Consider the following 21443-nt stretch of genomic DNA (forward strand, 5'->3'; position numbering starts at 1 on the left):
ACGAGGGGTGAAGCGGGATCAGCGGTGGGGGGGGCGTCTCAGGGGATTGCGAGCGCGGGGCCTCCGTCTGACAAGGCCGGGGGCATCCCTCCCGCATTGTCCTGTCCGCCAACTTGCCTTGCGCGAGTTGGCGCTTGATGCGATGCGCAAGGACTTGCGCAAGCGACAAGGGATCGTGACATGACATCGGCGTAGAGGCAGAATGGCGAATACGCAACGACAGGAACAAAACCGGTGATTCGACCGATTCCCTCCTTTTTGATTCTTCTGGTCCTGGTTTCCGGGGCTGTCTACGCCGACGTGCCTGCTGAGCAGCGTGCAGAGGTGGAATATCTGATTCACAGGGTCTCTGTTACGCCTTGTGCGCTCGAACGCAATGGGCAGAAAGGGACGAACGCCGAGGCGGTGACCCACATCAAGCGCAAGTACGAACACTTCCTCGCCCGCATCCACAAGACCGAAGACTTCATCGATCTGGCGGCCTCGCGCAGCGAGATGACGGGCAGTCCCTACCTGCTCGTCTGCCCGGGCAAAGCCAGCGTGACCGCGCATGACTGGCTGTACGGCGAGCTGGCCGCCTACCGGAAGGCCCGCCCGGCCAAGCACTGAATGCTGCCGGGCTTGATGCGGCAGCATCCCGGCCCTTCCAAGGAAGGGGCCTCTAGCCGATCTCGACTTCGACCACGTGTTCTCCCGACGCGAAGGCCGGGATCAGATTGCCGGGGACGAGATGGCCGTCGACGTGCATCGTGCGCACGCCGTGGCCGGAGCCGAGGTTGCGGACCTCGATCGCGTAGGTTGCGCCGCGGAAGCGCCGCGTCGCGCTGAAGCCCGGCCAGTCTTTCGGAATGCACGGATCGACGAGAAGGCCTTTGAGGCTCGGGCGCAGGCCCAGCATGTACTGAGTCGCGGCCTGGTAGGTCCAGGACGCTGTGCCGGAGAGCCAGCTGTTGCGCGCCAAGCCGAACTGCGGGTGCTCGTCGCCGAGCATGTTCTGCGGATAGCAGTAGGGCTCGGACTCGAACTCGTCGAGTCTGTCGTTCTTCGCCGCCGGGTTGATCGCGCGGTAGTACTGGAAGGCGCGCTCGCCATTGCCGAGCATCGTTTCGGCGATCATGACCCACGGATTCGTGTGCAGGAAGATCCCGCCGTTCTCCTTTGCGCCGGGCGGGTAGGTCGAGATTCCGCCCAGCTCAGGGTCGTAATGATCGAAGCCGGGTGCCGAGAGCTTCAGACCGTTCGCGGTCGCGAGATGTTCGTGCACGGAATCGAGCGCGGTGTGCGCCCGCTCGCCTTCGGCGAAGCCGGCGATCACATTCCAGCTCTGCGCGTTGATGTAGATCTTGCCGTGCGCGTTGGTGTGCGAGCCGAGCGGCCGGCCTTCGTGGTCGAAGTAGCGCACATACCAGGCGCCGTCCCAGGTTTCGCGTTCGACGGCCGCCTTGATCTCGGCGAAGCGGCTCAGATATTGGGCCTTTGACGCTTCGTCGCCGCGCACTTCGGCGATCTCGATCATCTCGCGCAGCGCTTTGCCGTACTGCGGCGCGATGAAGTTCGACTCGGCTCCGGCGCGCAGATTGACCGTGTCGTTCCAGTCCGCGAAGCCGAGCAGGGGCAGGCCGTGGGTGCCGCGGTGACTCCAGGTGAAGTCGATCGCGCGGCGAAGGTGTTCGAGCACCGTGGCCTCCTCGCGAAGCCCGTCCTCGCTCGCATCGTAGAATGGCAGCACTTCGTCGAGGAAGGCGAGATCTCCGGTCTCGCGCAGCAGCGCGGCGACCGCGAGCACGACCCAAAGGTGATCGTCGCCGTAGTACTTCGGCCGATCCGGGAACTCGCGCGAATCGCCCGTGCTCGCCTCCATCGTCGAGGGCATGAACTGGTGCATCGCCGAGCCGTCGCGCTTTTGCACCTGCAGCAGCTTGCGCAGCAGTGCGCGTACACCGATCGGATCGTGCGCGACGGCGCCCATTGTGTCCTGGGAGCTGTCGCGAAAACCCAGGCCCCGGCCGCCGAAGCCGAGCTGGTACAGCGACAGGTCGCGCGACCAGTTCAGCGTCATCGCGCACTGGCGCGGGTTGTGCACATTGACCATGGCGTCGAATGCCGGGTCGGGCGTCTTTACTTCGAGCACCGCGAGGTAGTCGCGCCAGTGCTTCGCGAGCGCGGCGAAGGCCCGATCGACGGTGGCCGGGTCGCGGAAGCGCTGGATTGCCGGCGCTTCCGCCGCGAGATCCGCGCACTGCCCCAACTGGGTGATCAGCCGGCGGCTCTCCCCCGGGGCCAGCTCGCCCAGGTGGTGCAGCAGCGCGCCGATGTTGTCTCCGCGCTTCGCCTCGTAGTTCGACAGTTCAGGCGCTTGCAGCGAGAGCGGGGCGCGCCAGGTGCCGTACTCGTTGTCGCCGAGGAAGCGGCGGCGGTCCGATTCGAAGGACGAGACGGGAAGATTCGAGGTGAAATAGTTGCGGGCGCTGTCCCGTTTCATAAACGCGCACTGGTTCAGCACCAGACGGCCGTCCGCCTCGCGCCTCGCCTCGCTCTGCATCGTTTGCGGCACCCAGTCGGCATTCGTGAACTGCTTCAAGGCGTCGAAGTGCGTGTATTCGACGACCGGGATCGCGTCGATCTCGACGGCAGTCGCACGCAGGTTCGTGATCCGGATGTCGCGGACGAGGCGCGCTTCACCGATCGGCACGAAGACCGTGATCTCGGCGCGGATGCCGTGGAATTCGCTGATCCAGCGCGAATAGCCGAGGCCGACGTGGCATTCGAAACGATCCAAGGCATCGAGGGTCGGCACGAAGTAGGGCGAGAAGACCCGGAGGCCTTCGGCCTCATGCGTTCGCAGATAGAGCGTCTCGCCCTTGAAGTCCGAGGCCGGCGCCTGGGGCAGGTATTTGAGGATGCGGTTCAGGGCCGGATCGCCCTTGCAGATCAGCGCGCCTCCCGTCTGGTCGACGAAGCCGCCGAAGGCAAGTCCCCCGACATAGTTGATCCATTTGACGGGAGTGCGCGGGTTCGTGATCACGTACTCGCGGGCTTCGTCGTCGAAATATCCGTACTTCACGCTCGCTCCGATCCGGCGCTCGGCCGGCGCTTGAAACAGGGACGGAGGCGGCAAAGCCGCCTCCGCTGGAGTACCGGTGCGCCCGGGAGAGGGGGGCCGGCTTTGCTTTTGATCAGCCCAGCACGACTTCGACTTCGTGCGTCTTGCCGTCGCCGATGACCGGGATCGTGCCGGCGGGGTCGAGTTCCTGACCGTCGAGGCGAAGAGCTTTGACGCCCTTCGAGACCCCGTCCGGGTTGACGACCCGGATCTGGTAGGTGTCGCCACGGAAGCGGCGGGTCGCCGTGAAGCCCGGCCAGGCCTTTGGGATGCAGGGATCGACGCGCAAGCCGCGGTAGTCGGGCTGGATGCCCAGCAGGCCTTGACTGACGACGACGAAGGTCCAGGCCGCCGTGCCGGTCAGCCAGTTGTTCTTCGCCTCGCCGAAGCAGGGCGCGTCGCGGCCGGCGAGCATTTGCGCGTAGACATAGGGTTCGCCGCGGTAGGTGTCGATCTGTTCCTGCTTGGCCGAAGGGCAGATCGACAGGTAGTACTCGAGCGCCCGGTCGCCTTCGCCGAGCTTGCACCAGGCGAGGTGGATCCAGGTGTTGTTGTGGCTGAAGATGCCGGCGTTCTCCTTGACTCCGGGCGGGTAGGACGTGACTTCGCCGAGCGCCTTGTCGTAGGTCGAATAGGCCGGCTGCTGCAGCACGATTCCGTTCTTCGTGTAGAGGCGCTCGTGCACCGATTCCAGGGCCTGGCGGGCGCGGCCGTTGTCGGCCCCCGCGCCGCCGAGTACGCACCAGCCCTGGCTCTCGATGTAGATCTGGCCCTCCACATTGCTCTTCGAGCCGACCACCGCGCCATCGGCGGCGTAGGCGCGCGTGTACCAGGCGCCGTCCCACGCGGTGTTCTCGACCGTGGCCAGCATCTCGGCATGATCGGCGCGGATCCGCTTCGCATCGTCGGCGTGGCCGAGGAAGTCGTAGAGTTCGGCCATCTCGCGGGCCGCATAGAGGAAGAGGCCGGCGATCATGACCGACTCGGCTTTCGAGTCGCGCACGTCGCCAGCAGTCTGGAAGGATTCGTTCGGCTCGGTCGAGAAGCAGTTCAGGTTCAGACAGTCGTTCCAGTCGGCGTGTCCGATCAGCGGCAGACCGTGCGGACCGCGCTTCTTCATCGTGTAGGCGAGTGAAGTCTCGAGGTGGTCTAGCAGAGTGCTGGTAACGTTTTCAGTGTCGTGGTCAGCAAAGCCGCAGCGCGCCTGCAGTATCGACACATCGCCCGATTCCTTGATGTAGGCGCAGGTCGAGAGCACCAGCCACAGGTGGTCGTCGTAGAAATCGCCGCCGATGTCCGCATTGCCCTTCTTGGTCAGGGGCTGGTACTGGTGATAGCAGGTGCCGTCGGACAGCTGGGTCGCGGCGATGTCGAGGATGCGCTCGCGGGCGCGGCTCGGGATCATATGGACGAAGCCGAGCAGATCCTGGTTCGAATCGCGGAAGCCCATGCCGCGGCCGATTCCGGTCTCGTACATCGAGGCTGAGCGGCTCATGTTGAACGTGGCCATGCACTGGTACTGGTTCCAGGTGTTGGCCATCCGTTGCGCGTGCTCGTTCGGGCACTCGACCTGGAAGTTCGCGAGCAGCGTGTCCCAGTAGTCCTTGAGCTTCGCGAGCGCGGCATCGACGGCGCCGGGCGCCGAATACTTCGCGACGATCGCGCGGCCGACCGACTTGTTCATCACGAAAGGCGCGTCGAACTTCGGCTCTTCCCCCTGCTCGACGTAGGCGAGCACGAAAGCGAAGGATTCCTCGGCGCCGGGCGCAAGGTCGAGATCGATCTGATGCGCGCCGATCGGGTTCCAGCCGAAGGCGAGCGAGTTCGTCGCCTGACCGCAGAAGGGGACGCGCGCCTCGTGCAGACCTTCGTGGATGCCGACGAAGGCATCGCGCGACGTGTCAAAGCCGGCGATGGGACGGGTGCAGGCGAACAGCGTGTAGTGATTGCGCCGCTCGCGATACTCGGTCTTGTGGTAGATCGCCGATCCCTCGACCTCAACTTCACCGATCGAGTAGGTGCGCTGATAGTTGGTCATGTCGTTCAGCGCTTCGAAGAAGCAGAACTCCTGATAGGAGAACAGCTTCGGCGTCTTGCGCTGGTTCGAACGGTTGCGGACCGTGATCTTCCAGACTTCGAGGTTCTCGCCCGGCGGCACGAAGAACAGCGCTTCGACTTCGAGTCCGTCGCGGCTGCCGATGATCTTCGTATAGCCCAGACCGTGACGGCATTCGTAGGCGACGTCCGCAGCCTTGACCGGCTTCCAGCCCGGGTTCCAGACCGCGCCATCGTCGTTGACATAGAAATAGCGGCCGCCCAGGTCATAGGGCACGTTGTTGTAGCGGTAGCGGGTCAGGCGACGCAACTTCGCGTCCTTCCAGAACGTGTAGCCGCCGGCCGTGTTCGTGCACAGGCCAAAGAACTCGTCCTGGCCCAGATAGTTGAGCCAGGGCAGCGGCGTGTCGGGGCGGGTGATCACGTATTCGCGCGCGCTGTCGTCGAAGTATCCGTACTTTTCTTGAGCGTCCAGGCTCATCTTTTTGTCCTTTGGTGGCGTCCGCTCCGGCGGGCGATTTCGTGCCTGTCTCCCCGCTCCCAGGGGCTGAGGCACTGTTTCTGTGCTAACCTCGCTTTTATACAAGAAAACGTTTTCAAAGAGCAAGAGGGATTTTGTGTCTACCCCATTTACATGCTTCAGCCGAAATCATCGGAAATGGGCATTCCATTGCCTCAAAATCATTGATGCATAAGGGATATGCGCGCCGGTGGCGGAGTGTGTATATGGAGTCTGGGTGCGCTGTAATTTTAGAAAGATCTGGTAACGATTTCACGGTTTCACAGTTCCGCGCTGTGCGGATGCCGATCAGGAGAATGCTATGGGGATCAGCGAAGACCTTTGGCAGCAAGAAGCGATCAATCTGAGTCTGGGCGCGCGAAGTCTGGTCGTGGCGCCAGGGCAGGGGGCGCGAATCGTGTCCCTGAGTCTGGACGGCGAGCAGATGCTGACCCAGCCGCAGACTCACCCTGCGAACTACGGTTCGACCTTCTGGGACGCGCCTCAGTCCGCCTGGGACTGGCCGCCGCGGGCGGCACTGGATTCGCTTCCCTATCGCAGCTGCCGCGATGGACGCGGACAGGCGCTTCTGGGGCCGGTCGATGCCGAATCGGGGCTGCAGTGCTACAAACGCTTCGCCGTCGACGCCGAACGCGGCTGCTTCGTGATCGAGTACCGGCTCCGCAACTCGGGTACTTCAAGCTGCCGGACCGCGCCCTGGGAGCTGACCCGCGTCCCCGGAGGGCTCAGCTTTTTCCCGGTCAGCGCGGCCGCAGGGCTTCCCGAGTCGGCGCTCGCGCCGACGCTGGAGCGGGACGGAGTGTGCTGGTACCGGTTCGCCGAGGGGGATTTCAAGGTGGGGCGCAAGTTGTTCCGCGCCGGGCGGGAAGGCTGGTTGGCTCACCTGCTGCCCGGCGGCCTGCTGCTGATCAAGAGTTTCCCCGAGATCGAGGCCGGCGAGCAGGCGCCCGGGCATGGCAGCGTCGAGCTGTGGGGCCAGGATGGCGGAATCTACGTCGAGCTGGAGAACCACGGCCGCTACCAGCGCCTCGCACCCGGCGAGAGCCTTGGCTATCGGGTCTGCTGGTTCATCGAGAGGCTGCCCGCCGATCTGGACGTCGGACCGGGCTCGGTCGCGCTGCTCGAATTCGTCCGCGGCTGCCTCGCGCGCAGAACCTTCAATCCCTCTGGGCCAGCTTGATCTTCTGCTGGACCGGCGGGTTTTTCGCGAAGTACTTCTTTATGCCACGCAGGATAGCCTCGGCCATCTTGTCCTGATAGGCCTCGTCCTTGAGCCTCGCCTCTTCCTCGGGATTCGAGATGAAGGCAGTCTCGACGAGGATGGACGGGATGTCTGGAGCTTTGAGCACCGCGAAGCCGGCCTGTTCGACTTCGCCGCGGTGCAGGCGGTTGATTCCGCCGACCTCGCCGAGCACGGCTTTCGCGAGCTTCATGCTGTCGGCCATCGTCGCGGTCTGGGACAGGTCGAGCAAGGTGCGCGCGAGCACGACGTCCTTTGCGCCGAGATTGACGCCGCCCACCAGATCGGCGGCGTTTTCGCGCTGGGCGAGCCAGCGCGCCGCGGTGCTCGTTGCGCCCTTGTCGGAGAGCACGAAGACCGAGCTGCCGCTCGCGTCGGGGCGGATGAAAGCGTCGGCGTGGATCGATACGAAGAGGTCGGCCTGGACATTCCGCGCCTTGACGACGCGTTGCTGCAGCGGCACGAAGAAGTCGTTGTCCCGGGTCAGCATGCAGCGCATCAGCGGATCGGCGTCGATCTTGGCCTTGAGCCGCTTGGCGACCGACAGCGTGATCGTCTTCTCGTGGGTTCCGGCGCTGCCGATCGCCCCCGGGTCTTCGCCGCCGTGTCCGGGGTCGATCGCGATCGTCAGCAGTCGGGTGACTTTTCCTTTTGCTCCGCGCGGACGCTCGCGCGGCTCGGCGGGAATCTCCGTATGGGCTTCGGTCGGGCGCTCGGCGGTCCGGGCGGTCTCGTTCGGCCGGGCTTCGGGCGCGCGCGGGGTCTGGGGGGTGGGTTGCGGCGATGGCGCCTGGCCGACCGCTGCGCCCAGCGGATCGGGCTTTTCGATCAGCGACAGCAGCGGATCGTGCAGCGAGCTCGGATACAGGTCCAGCACCAAGCGGTGGCCATACTGGCCGACAGGGGCCAGCGTGAAGACCTGGGGCCGGATCTCGCTCTTCAGCTCAAGGACCAGCCTTACGATTCCAGGGCGGTTGCGGCCGGCGCGGATCAGCTGGATATAGGGGTCACCCTCGGTGATCTTTGAGGGCAGGCTCTGGATCACGCTGTTGAACTCGACGCCCTCGAGGTCGATCACGAGTCGCTCGGGGTTTTTGACGATCTGGTATTCGTACTTGAACGCGCTGCGCCCTTCGAGCGTGACCCGGGTGTAGTCCTCGGCCGGCCACACGCGTACCGCGAGGATGCTGGTCTCGCTGGCGAGGCCTGCGTGCGAAACCAGCAGCGTCATCGTGGCACCGCTGGCTTTCAGAAAACTGCGTCGAGAGAGTTTCATGCTGCCGAACCGATCCGTTCCATCAATTCACGTCCTTTCAAACTGCTGCCGTGCAGGCGGGCGATGCGACCTGTGCCCTGGTCGGTGAGCTGCACTTCGCAGTCGGCGGCAGGTAGGAAGGGCTGACCTTTGTCCGGCCATTCGACGAGGCAGACGCTTTGTTCCGCGAAGTATTCTTCCAGCCCTGCGTCGATGAATTCTTCCGGGTCGGTGAACCGATATAAATCAAAGTGATACAAGTTTAAGTTAGAAACTGTGTAAGGTTCAATCAGAGTGTAGGTCGGGCTTTTCACTGCCCCCTTGTGGCCGAGCGCTTCGAGCAGACCGCGCACCAGAGTCGTCTTGCCTGCGCCCAGGTCTCCGACCAGATAGATCGTCAGTCCGGGGGCGATCGCTTTCGCCAAGCGCGCGCCGAGTGCGCGGGTCGCTGCCTCGTCGGGCAGTTCAAACTGCTGCTCCGGGCTATCATCGCTCTGATGGATAAGGTCGGACATCTCAATTCTCCGGATCCGGCGGCTCTGGCCGAGCGGATCAAGGCGTGGGGGGCGGAACTCGGTTTTTCGGCGATGGCGATCGGCGGTGTCGATCTCAGCGAAGCCGAAGCCGGGCTCGACGCCTGGCTTGCTGCCGGTTTTCACGGCGGAATGGATTATATGGCGCGCCACGGCCTGAAGCGGGCGAGACCCGCCGAATTGGTCCCCGGAACGCTGTCGGTGATCTCGGTCAGACTCGATTACTGGCCGGATGCGAGCGATTCGCGAGCCCAGCTCTCCGATCCAGGGAAAGCCTATGTCTCCCGTTATGCGCTGGGCCGCGACTACCACAAGGTCTTGCGGCGCCGCCTGCAGCAGCTCGCCGAACGGATAGCTGCCGAGATCGGCGAATTCGGCCACCGCGTCTTCGTCGATTCGGCTCCGGTGCTCGAAGCAGAACTCGCCAGCCGAGCGGGCCTGGGCTGGCGTGGCAAGCACACCTTGTTGATCGACCGCTCCGCCGGTTCGACTTTTTTCCTCGGCGAACTCTTTGTCGATCTCGCACTGCCCGCTGATGCGCCGGCCACCGCGCATTGCGGAAGTTGCAAGGCCTGTCTCGACGCCTGCCCGACCGGAGCGATCGTCGCACCCTACCGGCTCGATGCGAGGCGCTGCATCTCCTACCTGACGATAGAGCTGAAAGGCGCGATCCCCGTGGAGTTCCGCCCGTTGATCGGCAACCGGATCTACGGTTGCGATGACTGTCAGCTCGCCTGCCCGTGGAACCGGTTTGCGCGCTTGAGTCGCGAGGCCGATTTCTCGCCACGCAACGGGCTCGATTCGGCGTCCCTGATCGAACTCTTCGCGTGGAGCGAGGAAGACTTCGGCCAGAGGATGGCAGGCAGTGCGATCCTGCGCATCGGGCACGAGAACTGGCTACGCAATATCGCCGTCGCGCTGGGCAACGCGCCGACGAGCGACGAAGTGCTGCGTGCGCTCGCCTCTCGCCAGGATCACCCCAGTGCTCTGCTGCGCGAGCACGTCCAGTGGGCATTGGCCCGGCATCAGTCCCTCGGCCTCTGAGAACGAAAAACGACCGCTCCTGCGTGAGCAGGGCGGTCGCGAGAAATGCCCCTAGCGGGGCCGGAAGGCGCGAGGCCTTCCTCTCAAAGAATCAGCCTTCGGCTCACCACCAGGCTTCGGACTGGATGCCGAAGGTGGAGCCGGCGGTCGCGTCACCGTAGACCTGCTTCAGGCGCGAACCGCTCTGCCAGTGGTCATAGACGCCGCCGGAGAGCTTGGCTGCTTCGTTCCACTTGGCATAGGTGTAGAAGAGGCGGAAGGTCGGACGGGAGCCCGCATCCTTGCCCGCACTCATCGCGCCGACCAGGGTCAGCTTGGTCAGGTTCTGGGCGCTGGCGCCTTCGGGCTTGACGTGGTCATGACCGAGCTCGACCAGGAAGCGGAAAGGACCGGAGATCTGCGTGTCCGAACGGCCGCCAATCGAGAACCAGTCGTTCTTGACCCAGGGCTGGGAGTCGTCGCTCCGGGTCTTCTTCGAACGGAACTCGGTGATGAAGTCGAAGTTGGTGCGGATCGACGGCACAAAGGTGTTCTGCTGCGTGAAGACGCGCCACAGCTGAATCGTCTTGCCGTTTTCGAGCTTGACCCCGGAGATGTTGCCACCGCCCAGGAAGTTGTTCAGCGTGTGATAGACCGCGAAACGGTAATGGCTGTCCGGCTTCTTGGTTTCCACGGCCGTGCCGCTGGACGTGTCGTCGCTGACCGAGTTGCCGTAGTAGCCCGCCCAGAACTGCAGCGCGCCGTCCTGAACCGTGCCGATTTCGGTCAGCCGGGTGGTCAGCTTGTAGGCCTTGTTATTGACGGCGGTCTGGCTCGTGACGTTGTTGGCGTTGTCGTCGTTCGGGTTCATCAGCCAAGCGACCGAGAACTTGCCGCCGAAGAGCTGCATATCTTCAATACCAGCTCCGTCGCCATCCTCGTTTTCGAGGAATTGGTCGTTGATGCCCAGCTGCAGACGGTCATAGTAGCGGCGACCACCCCAGATCCGGCCGTTGGCGAGCTGGGGCACGCTTTCACCGAAGAAGTAGAGCTGGCCCATATTGACCGGCAGCTCATCGCCGAAGGTCGCCGCGTTGGCGTTGTTATTGGTCCAGGTCCGATAGACCTTGGGCATCACGACAACGCCCCAGGCCGACTTGTCGTCGAGTTTCGCGAACTTGGCCGTGAGGGTCGGTTCGATCGTGTAGTCGCATTCGTTGCCAAGACGCCATTTCGTGTCGGCGTTGGCCAGCCCGAAACAGACCTGACCGCCGCCCTTTGCGCTCAGACCGATGCCGGCACGTGCGTACCCACTGAAATCGACTTCGACGGCGCTGACCTGGGTTGCTCCGGCGAGAGCAAGCACGAGCACGCTGCATTGGGTGATGAACTTCATTTGTCTACTCCTCCTTGTGATGCGATATCCGCTGTGAGCGGTTGGTTTTTTCGGGCTCCCCACCCGAATTGAAAACGGTTTCTTGGGTGTTCAAAAAAAAGCCTGTTCGATCCGTCCCCGGGCGAAAAAGGGTGGGGTGGCAGCTCCTGCCACCCCGCCGACAAGCCACAGAAGTGGCAGGAGGTGGATCGGTAGGCGGCCGCGGCCGCGCCGCCGCTCTGTGGCGGCATGGCTGGCGGGACGCAGCGCGCTGTTCATTGCAGTTCCAGGTTCCGGCCGGCCGCGTTGAAGACGTGGCAGGCGCGGGTCTGGGGGCGAAGGACGATCGACTCACCCGAGCGCAGCGTGCCCAGCTCCGCGGTGCTCTTGATCGTGATGATCTGATCGGAACCGGGCAGTTGTGCGTAGATGATCTGCGTGTCGCCGAGGTGTTCGGTCAGGTCGACCGTCGCCCGTATGCCCGCGCCCTCATGACCGATTTCGATGTGTTCCGGACGAACGCCCAGCAGCAGGTCGCCGCTGGCATCGATCTTCCGGCGCGAGGGCAGGCGGATCGAATCGTTGTTGCCGACTTTCAGCGCCAGACCGTCGGCGTCCAGGCCCGAGAGCGTGCAGGGGATGAAGTTCATCTTCGGCGATCCGAGGAAGCCGCCGACGAACTGGTTGGCCGGACGTTCATAGAGTTCGAGCGGCCGACCGACCTGCTCGATGATGCCCTGGTTGAAGACGGCGATCCGGTCGCCCAGCGTCATCGCTTCGACCTGATCGTGGGTCACATAGATCATCGTCGTGCCCAGTTCCTGGTGCAGGCGCGAGAGCTCGATGCGCATCTGCACGCGCAGCGCGGCGTCGAGGTTGGAGAGCGGTTCGTCGAACAGGAAGACCTTGGGCTGGCGCACGATCGCGCGACCGATCGCGACGCGCTGACGCTGGCCACCCGAGAGCGCCTTGGGCTTGCGTTCAAGCAGGTTCGAGATCTGCAGGATTTCGGCGGCCCGTCCGACCGCGCGCGCCACTTCTTCTTTGGGCTTGCCGGCGAGCTTCAGCGCGAAGCCCATGTTCTCTGCGACCGTCATATGCGGATAGAGCGCATAGCTCTGGAAGACCATCGCGACACCGCGCTGGGAGGGCGGCAGATCGTTGGCGCGAACTCCGTCAATCAGCAGATCTCCGCCCGTGATGTCTTCGAGTCCGGCGATCATCCTCATCATCGTCGATTTGCCGCAGCCCGAAGGGCCGACGAAGACCATGAACTCGCCGTCCTGGATGTCCAGCGTGACGCCCTTGATGATCTGGGGGCCGGTGTCGTATGTTTTTTCGATGCCGCGCAGCGTGAGCGTTGCCATCTTTGTCTCCTTGCTTAACCGCGCTGCGCGCGGATGAAATCACGAAACCAGAGAGCGCTGTCCTTGGGGATGCGGCGCAGGCTGGGGTAATCGACGTAAATCAGGCCGAATCTCTTTGCATAGCCTTCGGCCCACTCGAAGTTGTCCATCAGGCTCCAGGCGAAATAGCCGCGCACATCGGCGCCCTGGTCCATCGCCTGTCTCACCGCGGAGATGTGGCTCTTCAGGTAGGCGACTCGCGCTTCGTCGTGGACCGCGGAGCCTTCCAGCACGTCGGCGAAGGCCGCGCCGTTCTCGGTAATGACGATGGGCGGCGGGATGTAGTCGCGGGCAATCCGGATCAAGTGCTCGGTCAGTCCCTGGGGGTGGACCTCCCAGCCCAGATCGGTGACGCCCATCTCGTTCGGTGCTGGCCGCTTGGGCTCACTGGTGCTGGACCAGGTCCGCGTGTAGTAGTTGATGCCCAGGAAGTCGATCGGGCTTCGGATCAGCTCCATGTCGCCTGCTTCGACCCTGGGAGCGTCGGCGCCGAGCAGCTCGACGATGTCGGCCGGGTAGGCGCCGCGCAACAGAGGATCCATGTACCAGCGGTTGATGAAGCCATCGGCGTAGCGCGCCTCGCGCCTGTCCGCCTCGCTGTCCGGATTGGCCGGGTAGGAGGGGGACTGGTTAAGCACGATGCCGATCGGACCCTGGTGGCCCGCTTCGCGCATTGCCCGCAGCGCCAGAGCGTGGGAGAGCAACAGGTGGTGGGAGACCTGTGCTGCGGCAGCCCTGTCTTTGAGGCCGGGGGCGAAGACGCCGATCTCGTGACCGAGGGTCGCCGTGCAGAAGGGCTCGTTGTGCGTTGCGATGCTGGTCACCCGGGAGCCGAAGCGACGCACGAACTCGGCGGCGTAGGCGGCGAACAGCGTGCAGGTCTCGCGTGCCCTCCAGCCGCCCTTGTCTTCGAGCGCTTGCGGCAGATCCCAGTGGAAGAGGGTTACATGCGCCTTGATGCAGTGCGCGTCGAGTTCGTCGAGCAGGCGACCGTAGAAGGCCCAGCCTTCTTCGTTCCAGGGACCCTGGCCGAGCGGCTGAACGCGCGGCCAGGAGATCGAGAAGCGGTAGGCCTTGATGCCCAGCTCGGCGAACAGCGCGATGTCTTCCTTGACGCGGTGGTAGTGGTCGCAAGCGACATCGCCATGGTCGCCGCCGGCGACCTTGCCCGGAGTGTGGGCGAAGCGATCCCAGATCGACTCGCCCCGTCCGTCCTCGCTCGCTGCGCCTTCGATCTGGTAGGCGCTGGTTGCGCCCCCCCAGATGAAGTCGGCAGGAAAGTCCAGGTTTTCAGCAGTTTGTGGAAACGTTTTCATATGCAGTTGCTCTTTGGCTGCCAGAGTCGTCCGGGCTGGGTTCTTCAGCCCTTGACCGCGCCGGCCGTCAGGCCTTCGATCAAGCGTCTTGATGCGAGGATGAAGAGGATCAGCAGCGGAAGAACAGCGACCGCGGATCCCGCCGAGATCGCGCCCCAAGGAACCTGACCCGTGCCCTGCAGAGCGCGCAGCGCCAGAGGTACGGTGAAGCGTTCCATTTCGCGCATGATCACCAGCGGTCCCATGAAGTTGTTCCACGACGTGATGAAGGTGATCAGACCCAGGGTGCCCAGCGCCGGAGTGATCAACGGCATGATGATGCGCACGAAGATGCCGAACTCTCCGCAGCCGTCGATGCGCGCCGCTTCAACCAGCTCCTTCGGGATCGCCGAACCGATGTACTGGCGCATCAGGAATATTCCGAAAGCGCCGCAGGCTCCGGGTACGATCAGTGCCCGCGGTTCGTTGAGCCAGCCCAGAGTGCTCATGACCAGAACGCTGGGGATCATGTTCAGGAAGGTGGGCAGCATCACCGTCGCCATCACGACCATGAACGCGGTTTCCTTGAAGCGGAAGTGGTACATCGCGAACGCATAGCCCGCCAGGGAGCAGAAGAACAGGTTTGCCGCCGTGGTCAGGATTGCGATGTAGAAGCTCCACCCCAGGTTGTGCCAGAAGAAGGGCAGCTTGCTCAGCAGCAGGCTCATGTTGCTGAGAAAGGCCGAGCCGAACCACAGCGGAGGGGGAACCGAGAGGATCTCGGTGTTCGTGTGCGTCGCGAACACGAACATGAAGTAGAAAGGGGCGAGCATCAGCACGGTGCCACCGAGGACGATGCCGTACGCGATCAGGTGTTGTGGGCTAACTTTTTTCATCATTTTCTCCCTCAGTCCTGGCGGCCAAAGATCTTGTTGTTACCCCAGGTCAGAACCGCGATGATCAGGAACAGGATCCAGGCGATCGCGCTGGCCGTCCCGAAGTCGCTTTCGGTGAAGGCGGTCACATACATGTGCATCGCCGCAGTCTTGCCCGCCTGGTCTATGCCGCCGGTACCACCGGTGATGATGAAGGGCTCTTCGAACAGCTGCAGGTTGCCGATGATCGTCAGCGTCACCGCGAAGAACATCATGGGCTTGAGCAGCGGCACCGTGATGTGCCAGAACTGCTGCTTCTGGTTCGCTCCGTCCATCGTCGCCGCTTCATACAGATCCTTGGGGATGGTCTGCAGCGCCGACAGGTAGAGCACGGTGTTCCAGCCGACGTAGCGCCAGAACACGACAAAGGAAATCATCCACTTCGTATAGCCGGGCTGGCTCCAGTCGATGTTCTGGGTCGGGAAAAGCCAGGCCAGAGGATGGAAGCCGCCGATCGACCACTGTCCGAAACCGGTCAGGATCAGATTGACGATGCCGAAGTCGCGCGAGAACAGCGACGAGAACACCAGTGCAATCGCGACCGACGAAGTGATGAAGGGCAGGAAGTACAGCCCGGTCACTGCGTTGCGCCAGCGCGAGAAAGCGGTGTGCAGGAAGTAGGCGAGCGGGATCGCGACCAGATGCTGTGGAACGCCTGAGACGAGCGCCAGCCAGAAAGTGTTGTAGAGGGACTTGTGGAACCAGTCGTCCTGAAGCACGAACAGGAAGTTCTCAAAGCCGACGAAGCTCATCCCCGCGAGGCCGGTCGAAGGATCCCAGCGCATGAAGGCCAGGTAGATCGAGAAGAGCAGAGGGAACAGCCCGAAAACCAGGAAAAGCACGAAGAAAGGGCTGATGAACACGTAAGGCGCGATCTGCCAAGCTTGCAGCTTGCGCCGGCGGCGCGTGGGCGCCTCGGCGATGATGGCAGGACTGTCTTGCAATGAGAACGACATGGTTCAGACTCCAGGCAAAAAATGACCGGGGCGGGGCGGGCGCCCCGGCCTGACTTACGTTCAGCGACGGACGCGGCGTGCGATCTGCGTCTTCGCGTCGGCAAGAGCCTGCTTGATGTCCTTGTTCTGCTCAAGGACCTTCTCAAGTTCGGCATTGATGATCTCGTTTGCCACCGGGTCGAACTTGTCGACCGCGATCGCCGGGATCTTGTCAGCCGCGACCTTCCAGAGCTTGCGTGCGGGCTGATTGCCAAGGAATGCGATCGGCTTGTCGAGGAAGGGGTCGTTCTGCGCTTCGATCAGCGCCGGGAAGGCGTCAAGCGAGCGGAAGGCTTCAAGCTGCATGGCCTTGTTCAGGGTCATGAACTTGATGAACTCCCAAGCTTCCTTCTTGTGCTCGGCCTTGGCCGGGATCGAATAGAAGGAACCGCCCCACGAAGCGAAAGTGTGATTCGGCAGTTGGGCCGAGCGCCACAGACCCTTGGTGTTCGGGGCGATCCAGCTGTCCAGGTGGCCAGAGAGCCAGGCGCCCATCATCTGGGAGGCGACCTGACTGCGCTTGAAGCCTTCCGACCATTCATTGGTCCAGGCGCTGATCTTCGCGTCGATACCCGCCGTACGGGCCGCCTTGGCGAGTTCGAAAGCCTTGACGAAGCGGGGCGAGTCGACGAGCGGCCTATGTTGCTTGTCGAAGTAGATGCCTTCGCCGTCCTTCAGGCCCGAGCGGATATAGATGTCCTTGAGGTCGACCGCGCTGGCGAGCAGGTAGGATCCCGTCGCAGCCTTGAGCTTCTTGCCCGAGGCGATGTAGCTGTCCCAGCTCTGGGTCAGCTGAGCTTCGGTGACGCCTGCCTTGTCCAGAAGATCCTTGCGGTAGAACAGCGCACCCGGGCCGATGTCAGCCGGCATCGCGGTCAGGTTGCCGGCTCCACCCATCGCTTGGGGAACCGTGAATTTCGCGAATTTCGTCTTATACTGCATCGCGCTGTACGGAGCCTTCGACAGGTCTTCGAGGCCGCCCGAAGCAGCAAACTTGCCGATAAAGCCGACTTCGACCGCCATCACGTCGGGCAGATTGACGCCGGTCGCGAGTGCCGTGGTCATCGCATTGTGGTGGTCGCCGATCGCGAGGCTGACGAGCTTGATCTCGACGTCAGGGTGAGCTTTCTTGTACAGGGGGATCGCTGCCTTGACGGCCGCGTCGAAGTTCGGGAAGGACGCCACGGTCAGCGTGGTGCCAGCGTTGGCGAGTCCGGAAAAACCGATGGCCAGCGCGATTGCGCCGAGGCGCAGGGACGTGCTCATGCTCTTTCTCCTTTGGTGATTGCGTGGGTGAGCGCCGGAGCGCTCGCTGTCTCTTTGAAAACGTTTTCTTGTGGTGTGAGGATTCCACCGCGAATAGCAATTCCTGTCAATACCTTTCGTGAAATTGTTTTCGTGTCCATGAAGAAGTCGCCGTTCGCTGGCTTACAATCGGAAGCCACAGCGGGATGAAGCCCCGCATCCGAGAAGAGTCCAGACGATGAACGCCCGAAAGAAGCCACCCGCACCGGGGACGACGACGGTCACCGAGGTGGCGAAGATGGCCGGAGTATCGGTCAGTACCGTGTCGCGCATCCTGAACGGCAGCGCGCGTGTCGCGGACGACAAGCGCGAGGCGGTCGAAAAAGCAATCGCGGCCCTGAACTTCAAGCCCAACCTGTTTGCGCAGAGCCTCAAGCGGGGCAGTTCGATGACGGTTGGCGTGCTGGTCCAGGCGGTCGAGAGTCCCTTCTTCAACGAGACGCTGCGTGGAATCGAGGACGCGCTCAGTGGCACAGGCTATGCGCCTTTGATCGTCAGCGGTCACTGGAACGCCAACGAGGAGGCGGAGAGGATCCGCTTGCTCAGTGCGCGCCGGGTCGATGGCCTGATCCTTCTGTCTGGTCACCTTGACGACGAGGAGGTGATCGCATTCTCCGAGCATCTGCCGATCATTGCGGCGGGCCGCAGGCTGGAATCACCCCGCGCCGCATCGCTTCGCCTCGATAACGTCGAGGGGGGGCGACTCGCGACCCGGCACCTGATTTCGCTGGGGCACACCCGGATCGCGCACATCTCCGGCCCGGCCGATCACATTGATGCGGTCGAACGTCTGAGCGGCTACCGCCTGGCCCTCGAGGAAGCGGGTCTCGCCTTCGATCCCGGCCTCGTCGTCCAGGGCGACTTCCGTGAAGGTGGAGGTCTGCTTGCGCTCAACCAGCTGCTCGACCGGGGCCATCCGTTCTCGGCCTTGTTCGCGTCGAACGACCAGGCCGCCTACGGGGCGCGGCTTGCGCTGTACCGGCGCGGAATCCGGGTGCCCGAGGACATCTCGCTGATCGGTTTCGACGATCTGCCCAGCTCCTCGTACACGACTCCGCCTCTGACCACGATACGTCAGCCGGTCTACGAGATGGGGTGTCAGGCCGCCCGCGCGCTGCTGTCCCTGATCGCCGGGAAGAGCGTCAGCCTGGAACTGCCTCCGCTGGAGCTGGTGATCCGCGAAACGACGCAAAGGCTGCGGTGAAGACTCCGGAGCGAAGACGGCAAAGGGCTTTTGCCGTCAGGCCGGTGCCCTCGTATCATGACGGCTTTCCCTGCCGAGCCAGCTCATCATGTGCGCGTTTGATCCCCGTCCCATCGGAGTTTTCGATTCAGGTGTCGGTGGAGTGTCGGTATTGCGCGAAATCCGCGCCCGACTGCCCGAGGAATCCCTGATCTACGTGGCTGATTCGGGTCATGCGCCCTACGGCGAGAAGCCTCAGGAGTGGATCCGCGCGCGCGCTCAGGAACTGACCGAATTTCTGCTCCGCCACGACGCGAAAGCGATCGTCGTGGCCTGCAACACCGCGACGGCGGCCGCTGCCCGGACGCTGCGCGAGCGCTGGCCGCATCTGAGCATCATCGGCATGGAACCGGCGGTCAAGCCCGCCGCCGAGCTCACGCGCAGCGGCACGGTCGGCGTGCTGGCGACGGTCGGCACGCTGGCGAGCGCGCGCTTCGCGGCGCTCCTCGATCATTTCGGACAGGACGTGCGGGTCGTGACCCAGCCCGGAGTGGGCCTTGTCGAAGCGGTCGAACGCGGAGAACTCTCGGGCGAGAGGATCCGCGAAGTGCTCGCGGCGCACCTGCGACCCTTGCTCAATGAGGGCGCGGATGTGATCGTGCTCGGCTGCACGCACTACGTCTTCCTGCGCTCGCTCGTCGAGGAGCTGGTGGGCCCGGACGTGGCAGTCATCGATACCGGAGCCGCGGTCGTGCGCCAGCTCGAACGCCGGCTCGACGAGGATGGGCGGCGGGCCGAACCGGGCAGCCTCGTGACCGTGCATTTCTGGGGCAGCGGTCATCCGGCCTCGCTGGCGCGAACCCTGGACCAGCTCTGGGGGCCGGGCTGCTGGCCCGAACTGCTGCCCCCGTCCTCGCTCAGCTAGCTTCGAGTTCCAGCGCGAGCAGTTCCGCAACCGTCTGGCGGCGGCGGATCAGGCGCTGGCTTTCCCCGTCGATGAGCACTTCGGGGATCAGCGGCCGGGAGTTGTAGTTCGACGACATCGACGCGCCATAGGCTCCGGCGTCGTGGAAGACCAGCAGGTCGCCGACCTTGGCCTCGTCGAGCTCACGTTCGAGCACGACGCCCCCGTCGCCCTGGGTGAAGACATCGCCCGATTCGCACAGAGGACCGCCGACGACGACACGGCGCGGCGCGCGCACGCTCTGATCGCCCGGCAGCAGGCTGATCTCGTGATAGGCCCCGTACATCGAAGGGCGCATCAGGTCGTTGAAACCGGCATCGACCAACACGAACTGGCGCGTGCCGACCTCCTTGACCGCGCGCACTTCGGCGAGCATGACCCCGGCTTCGGCGACCAGATAGCGCCCCGGCTCGATCTCGAGGTGGACCGGGTGACCGGTCTGCGCCGAGATCTCGTTGCGTGCGGCATTCCAGATCGAGAAATAGTGCTCGGTGTCGACGCGCGGATCGTCCTGACGATAAGGGATGGACAGTCCGCCGCCGGCCGAGATCGCTTCGACCTGGATCGCGTGCTTGCGGATCAGCGCGACCATCGCTCCGCAGACCTCTTCGAGGTGGCGGTAATCGACGCCCGAACCGATATGCATGTGCAGGCCGACGAGGTGCAGGCCGTAGCGCTTGATTGCGGCGAGCGCCTGCGGCAGCTGGGTGTGCCAGATTCCGTGCTTGCTCTGCTCGCCGCCGGTGTTGGTCTTGTTGCTGTGACCGTGACCGAAACCGGGGTTGATCCTGAGCCAGACCCGGTGGCCGGGGGCCAGCTCGCCGAGCTGATGGATCATGTCGATCGAGCCGGCATTGACCGGAATCTCTTCCTCTATGACCCGCTCCAGAGTCGCGCGGTCGATCAGGTCGGCCGTGAACACGATGCCCGATTCGCCATCGCGCGAGCTGTAGCCGGCGGCCAGAGCCCGGTCGATCTCGCCGAGCGAGACCGCATCGACCTTGACGCCGGCTTCGCGCATCAGGCGCAGCAGATGCACGTTCGAGTTTGCTTTCTGCGCGAAACGTATCGTGTCGAAGGCGCGCAGCGCCGCGATGTTCGCGCGGACGACCGCGGCATCGTAGACCCACAGCGGCGAGCCGTAGCGCTGGACGAGGGAGGAGAGCAGGGCAGGGGAGAAATCGGGTTTCATCGCGGTCTCGGTGCGGGTGGGACGAGGTTTGAAGAATGCCCGATGCAGGTATGTTCATGAAATGCTAAATTGTTGTCCGGCTATTTATTTTTGATATGGTATTCCTCCTCGCCTATGAGGCAGGAGAGCACCTGTCCTTACCCGGAAGCGAATCCATGCGCCTGACCCACAGACAGATCGAGATCTTCCGGGCCGTGATGCAGAGCGGGAATCTGACCCGGGCAGCCGAGGCGCTGCACACCTCCCAACCCACGGTCAGCCGCGAGCTGGCGAGGCTGGAACAGGTGCTCGGGATGGCGCTGTTCGACCGGGTGCGCGGACGCCTGCAGCCGAGCGCGCGCGCGCTTTCCCTCTTCGACGAGATCGAGCGCAGCTATATCGGGCTGGAGAGGATAGCCAGCGTTGCCGAAGCGCTGCGTCAGTTCGTCAGTGGTCGCCTGTCCATTGCCTCGCTGCCTGCTCTGTCGCACAGCCTGCTCCCCGAAGCCTGCCGACGCTTCGCCGCGATCCATCCTCAGGCCAGCCTGGCGATCACGCCCCAGGAATCGCCGACGCTGGAGCAGTGGCTGACGGAGCAGAGGTTTGACCTGGGCCTGACCGAGCACGACGAAGCGCCGGCCGCGACCGAGCTCAAGACGCTGTTCGCAGCCGACGAAGTCGTGGTGCTGCCCGAAGGCCACCCGCTGCTCGCCCGGGAGGCGCTGAGCCTGGAGGATCTGGCCGGTCAGGCTTTCGTGAGTCTTGCGCCGCAGGACCGCTATCGCCAGCAGATCGACGCGCTGTTCAGCGAACGGGGAATCGCACGTTCGCCAGTCGTCGAGACGGCGAGCGCGGTCTCGATTGCCGCGATGGTTCGCCAGGGGCTGGGCATTTCGGTGATAAACCCGCTGACCGCGCTCGCCTGCGAGGGCTGGGGGGTCGAGTGGCGCAGGCTCTCGGTTTCGATCCCGTTCAAGGTCAGCCTGATCCGGCCGCTGTGGCGCGCCTCGAATCCGCTCGCCGACAGCTTCTGTACCGAGATCGAGGCAGTCGCCCGCGATCTGCAGGCGCGGCTCGCGCGCTGA

17 protein-coding genes are annotated in these 21443 nt (G+C 63.8%); 6 read left to right on the forward strand and 11 right to left on the reverse strand.

The window, feature by feature from the left end; translation table 11 throughout:
• Nucleotides 1–324 precede the first annotated feature (324 nt).
• Nucleotides 325–609, forward strand: coding sequence for a DUF5329 family protein (locus tag ACHFB9_RS03300; RefSeq protein ID WP_417069555.1), 285 nt, complete (start codon nucleotides 325–327; stop codon nucleotides 607–609).
• 52 nt (nucleotides 610–661) lie between these two features.
• Here ACHFB9_RS03300 and ACHFB9_RS03305 read toward each other — a convergent pair whose 3' ends face one another.
• Both ACHFB9_RS03305 and ACHFB9_RS03310 read right to left on the reverse strand, forming a co-directional pair.
• Nucleotides 662–3064 (reverse strand): GH36-type glycosyl hydrolase domain-containing protein, encoded by a 2403-nt coding sequence (locus ACHFB9_RS03305; RefSeq protein WP_417069556.1) that lies wholly within the window; start codon nucleotides 3062–3064, stop codon nucleotides 662–664.
• A gap of 112 nt (nucleotides 3065–3176) precedes the next feature.
• Complete coding sequence (locus ACHFB9_RS03310) at nucleotides 3177–5639, reverse strand: GH36-type glycosyl hydrolase domain-containing protein (RefSeq protein ID WP_417069557.1); 2463 nt, start codon at nucleotides 5637–5639, stop codon at nucleotides 3177–3179.
• A gap of 340 nt (nucleotides 5640–5979) precedes the next feature.
• Between ACHFB9_RS03310 and ACHFB9_RS03315 the strand changes: the two genes are divergently transcribed.
• Nucleotides 5980–6858: a hypothetical protein gene (locus ACHFB9_RS03315; RefSeq protein WP_417069558.1), complete on the forward strand. Its 879-nt coding sequence runs from the start codon at nucleotides 5980–5982 to the stop codon at nucleotides 6856–6858.
• Here the strand turns inward: ACHFB9_RS03315 and ACHFB9_RS03320 are convergent.
• Both ACHFB9_RS03320 and tsaE read right to left on the reverse strand, forming a co-directional pair.
• Nucleotides 6836–8194 (reverse strand): N-acetylmuramoyl-L-alanine amidase, encoded by a 1359-nt coding sequence (locus ACHFB9_RS03320; protein WP_417069559.1) that lies wholly within the window; start codon nucleotides 8192–8194, stop codon nucleotides 6836–6838. The genes ACHFB9_RS03315 and ACHFB9_RS03320 overlap by 23 nt on opposite strands.
• The gene (tsaE, locus tag ACHFB9_RS03325) at nucleotides 8191–8688 is read right to left on the reverse strand and encodes a tRNA (adenosine(37)-N6)-threonylcarbamoyltransferase complex ATPase subunit type 1 TsaE (protein ID WP_417069560.1); all 498 of its coding nucleotides are present in this window, start codon (nucleotides 8686–8688) and stop codon (nucleotides 8191–8193) included. Before tsaE ends, ACHFB9_RS03320 begins: the two co-directional genes overlap by 4 nt.
• On the opposite strand from tsaE, the gene queG reads away from it, so the two are divergent.
• Nucleotides 8671–9750 (forward strand): tRNA epoxyqueuosine(34) reductase QueG, encoded by a 1080-nt coding sequence (queG, locus tag ACHFB9_RS03330; RefSeq protein ID WP_417069561.1) that lies wholly within the window; start codon nucleotides 8671–8673, stop codon nucleotides 9748–9750. The genes tsaE and queG overlap by 18 nt on opposite strands.
• Nucleotides 9751–9853: 103 nt before the next feature.
• On the opposite strand, the gene ACHFB9_RS03335 is transcribed toward queG, so the two are convergent.
• The 6 genes from ACHFB9_RS03335 to ACHFB9_RS03360 form a co-directional block, all read right to left on the reverse strand.
• Nucleotides 9854–11125, reverse strand: a complete 1272-nt coding sequence (locus ACHFB9_RS03335) for a carbohydrate porin (protein ID WP_417069562.1) — start codon at nucleotides 11123–11125, stop codon at nucleotides 9854–9856.
• A gap of 254 nt (nucleotides 11126–11379) precedes the next feature.
• Entirely contained in the window at nucleotides 11380–12471 is a 1092-nt protein-coding gene (locus ACHFB9_RS03340; RefSeq protein ID WP_417069563.1) for an ABC transporter ATP-binding protein, read from the reverse strand.
• A 14-nt stretch (nucleotides 12472–12485) separates the two neighbouring features.
• Nucleotides 12486–13826: a GH1 family beta-glucosidase gene (locus tag ACHFB9_RS03345; protein ID WP_417069564.1), complete on the reverse strand. Its 1341-nt coding sequence runs from the start codon at nucleotides 13824–13826 to the stop codon at nucleotides 12486–12488.
• A 44-nt stretch (nucleotides 13827–13870) separates the two neighbouring features.
• Nucleotides 13871–14701 (reverse strand): carbohydrate ABC transporter permease, encoded by an 831-nt coding sequence (locus tag ACHFB9_RS03350; RefSeq protein WP_417069565.1) that lies wholly within the window; start codon nucleotides 14699–14701, stop codon nucleotides 13871–13873.
• Nucleotides 14702–14712: 11 nt separating this feature from the next.
• Nucleotides 14713–15696, reverse strand: coding sequence for a carbohydrate ABC transporter permease (locus ACHFB9_RS03355; protein ID WP_417069566.1), 984 nt, complete (start codon nucleotides 15694–15696; stop codon nucleotides 14713–14715).
• Nucleotides 15697–15756: 60 nt separating this feature from the next.
• Nucleotides 15757–17001 carry an ABC transporter substrate-binding protein gene (locus ACHFB9_RS03360; protein WP_417069567.1) on the reverse strand — a complete coding sequence of 415 codons (1245 nt, stop codon included), beginning with the start codon at nucleotides 16999–17001 and terminating at the stop codon, nucleotides 15757–15759.
• A gap of 217 nt (nucleotides 17002–17218) precedes the next feature.
• Here ACHFB9_RS03360 and ACHFB9_RS03365 point away from each other — a divergent pair, with 217 nt between their 5' ends.
• Both ACHFB9_RS03365 and murI read left to right on the forward strand, forming a co-directional pair.
• The gene (locus ACHFB9_RS03365; RefSeq protein ID WP_417069568.1) at nucleotides 17219–18244 is read left to right on the forward strand and encodes a LacI family DNA-binding transcriptional regulator; all 1026 of its coding nucleotides are present in this window, start codon (nucleotides 17219–17221) and stop codon (nucleotides 18242–18244) included.
• Nucleotides 18245–18386: 142 nt separating this feature from the next.
• Complete coding sequence (gene murI, locus ACHFB9_RS03370; RefSeq protein WP_417069569.1) at nucleotides 18387–19148, forward strand: glutamate racemase; 762 nt, start codon at nucleotides 18387–18389, stop codon at nucleotides 19146–19148.
• Here the strand turns inward: murI and lysA are convergent.
• Entirely contained in the window at nucleotides 19141–20379 is a 1239-nt protein-coding gene (gene lysA, locus ACHFB9_RS03375) for a diaminopimelate decarboxylase (RefSeq protein ID WP_417069570.1), read from the reverse strand. The two genes, murI and lysA, sit on opposite strands and share 8 nt — an antisense overlap.
• A gap of 155 nt (nucleotides 20380–20534) precedes the next feature.
• Between lysA and ACHFB9_RS03380 the strand changes: the two genes are divergently transcribed.
• A complete protein-coding gene (locus ACHFB9_RS03380; protein ID WP_417069571.1) occupies nucleotides 20535–21443 on the forward strand; it encodes a LysR family transcriptional regulator in 909 nt (302 codons plus the stop codon).

It is taken from the genome of Niveibacterium terrae, assembly GCF_048213115.1.
GTDB lineage: Bacteria > Pseudomonadota > Gammaproteobacteria > Burkholderiales > Rhodocyclaceae > Niveibacterium > Niveibacterium terrae.

Coding starts and splice junctions, on each gene's coding strand:
- tsaE (WP_417069560.1), bottom strand. CDS start 8,688: ATGTCCGACCTTATCCATCAGAGCGATGATAGCCCGGAGCAGCAGTTT.
- ACHFB9_RS03310 (WP_417069557.1), bottom strand. CDS start 5,639: ATGAGCCTGGACGCTCAAGAAAAGTACGGATACTTCGACGACAGCGCG.
- ACHFB9_RS03360 (WP_417069567.1), bottom strand. CDS start 17,001: ATGAGCACGTCCCTGCGCCTCGGCGCAATCGCGCTGGCCATCGGTTTT.
- ACHFB9_RS03355 (WP_417069566.1), bottom strand. CDS start 15,696: ATGTCGTTCTCATTGCAAGACAGTCCTGCCATCATCGCCGAGGCGCCC.
- ACHFB9_RS03350 (WP_417069565.1), bottom strand. CDS start 14,701: ATGAAAAAAGTTAGCCCACAACACCTGATCGCGTACGGCATCGTCCTC.
- lysA (WP_417069570.1), bottom strand. CDS start 20,379: ATGAAACCCGATTTCTCCCCTGCCCTGCTCTCCTCCCTCGTCCAGCGC.
- queG (WP_417069561.1), top strand. CDS start 8,671: ATGGATAAGGTCGGACATCTCAATTCTCCGGATCCGGCGGCTCTGGCC.
- ACHFB9_RS03320 (WP_417069559.1), bottom strand. CDS start 8,194: ATGAAACTCTCTCGACGCAGTTTTCTGAAAGCCAGCGGTGCCACGATG.
- ACHFB9_RS03365 (WP_417069568.1), top strand. CDS start 17,219: ATGAACGCCCGAAAGAAGCCACCCGCACCGGGGACGACGACGGTCACC.
- ACHFB9_RS03335 (WP_417069562.1), bottom strand. CDS start 11,125: ATGAAGTTCATCACCCAATGCAGCGTGCTCGTGCTTGCTCTCGCCGGA.
- ACHFB9_RS03345 (WP_417069564.1), bottom strand. CDS start 13,826: ATGAAAACGTTTCCACAAACTGCTGAAAACCTGGACTTTCCTGCCGAC.
- ACHFB9_RS03315 (WP_417069558.1), top strand. CDS start 5,980: ATGGGGATCAGCGAAGACCTTTGGCAGCAAGAAGCGATCAATCTGAGT.
- ACHFB9_RS03380 (WP_417069571.1), top strand. CDS start 20,535: ATGCGCCTGACCCACAGACAGATCGAGATCTTCCGGGCCGTGATGCAG.
- ACHFB9_RS03340 (WP_417069563.1), bottom strand. CDS start 12,471: ATGGCAACGCTCACGCTGCGCGGCATCGAAAAAACATACGACACCGGC.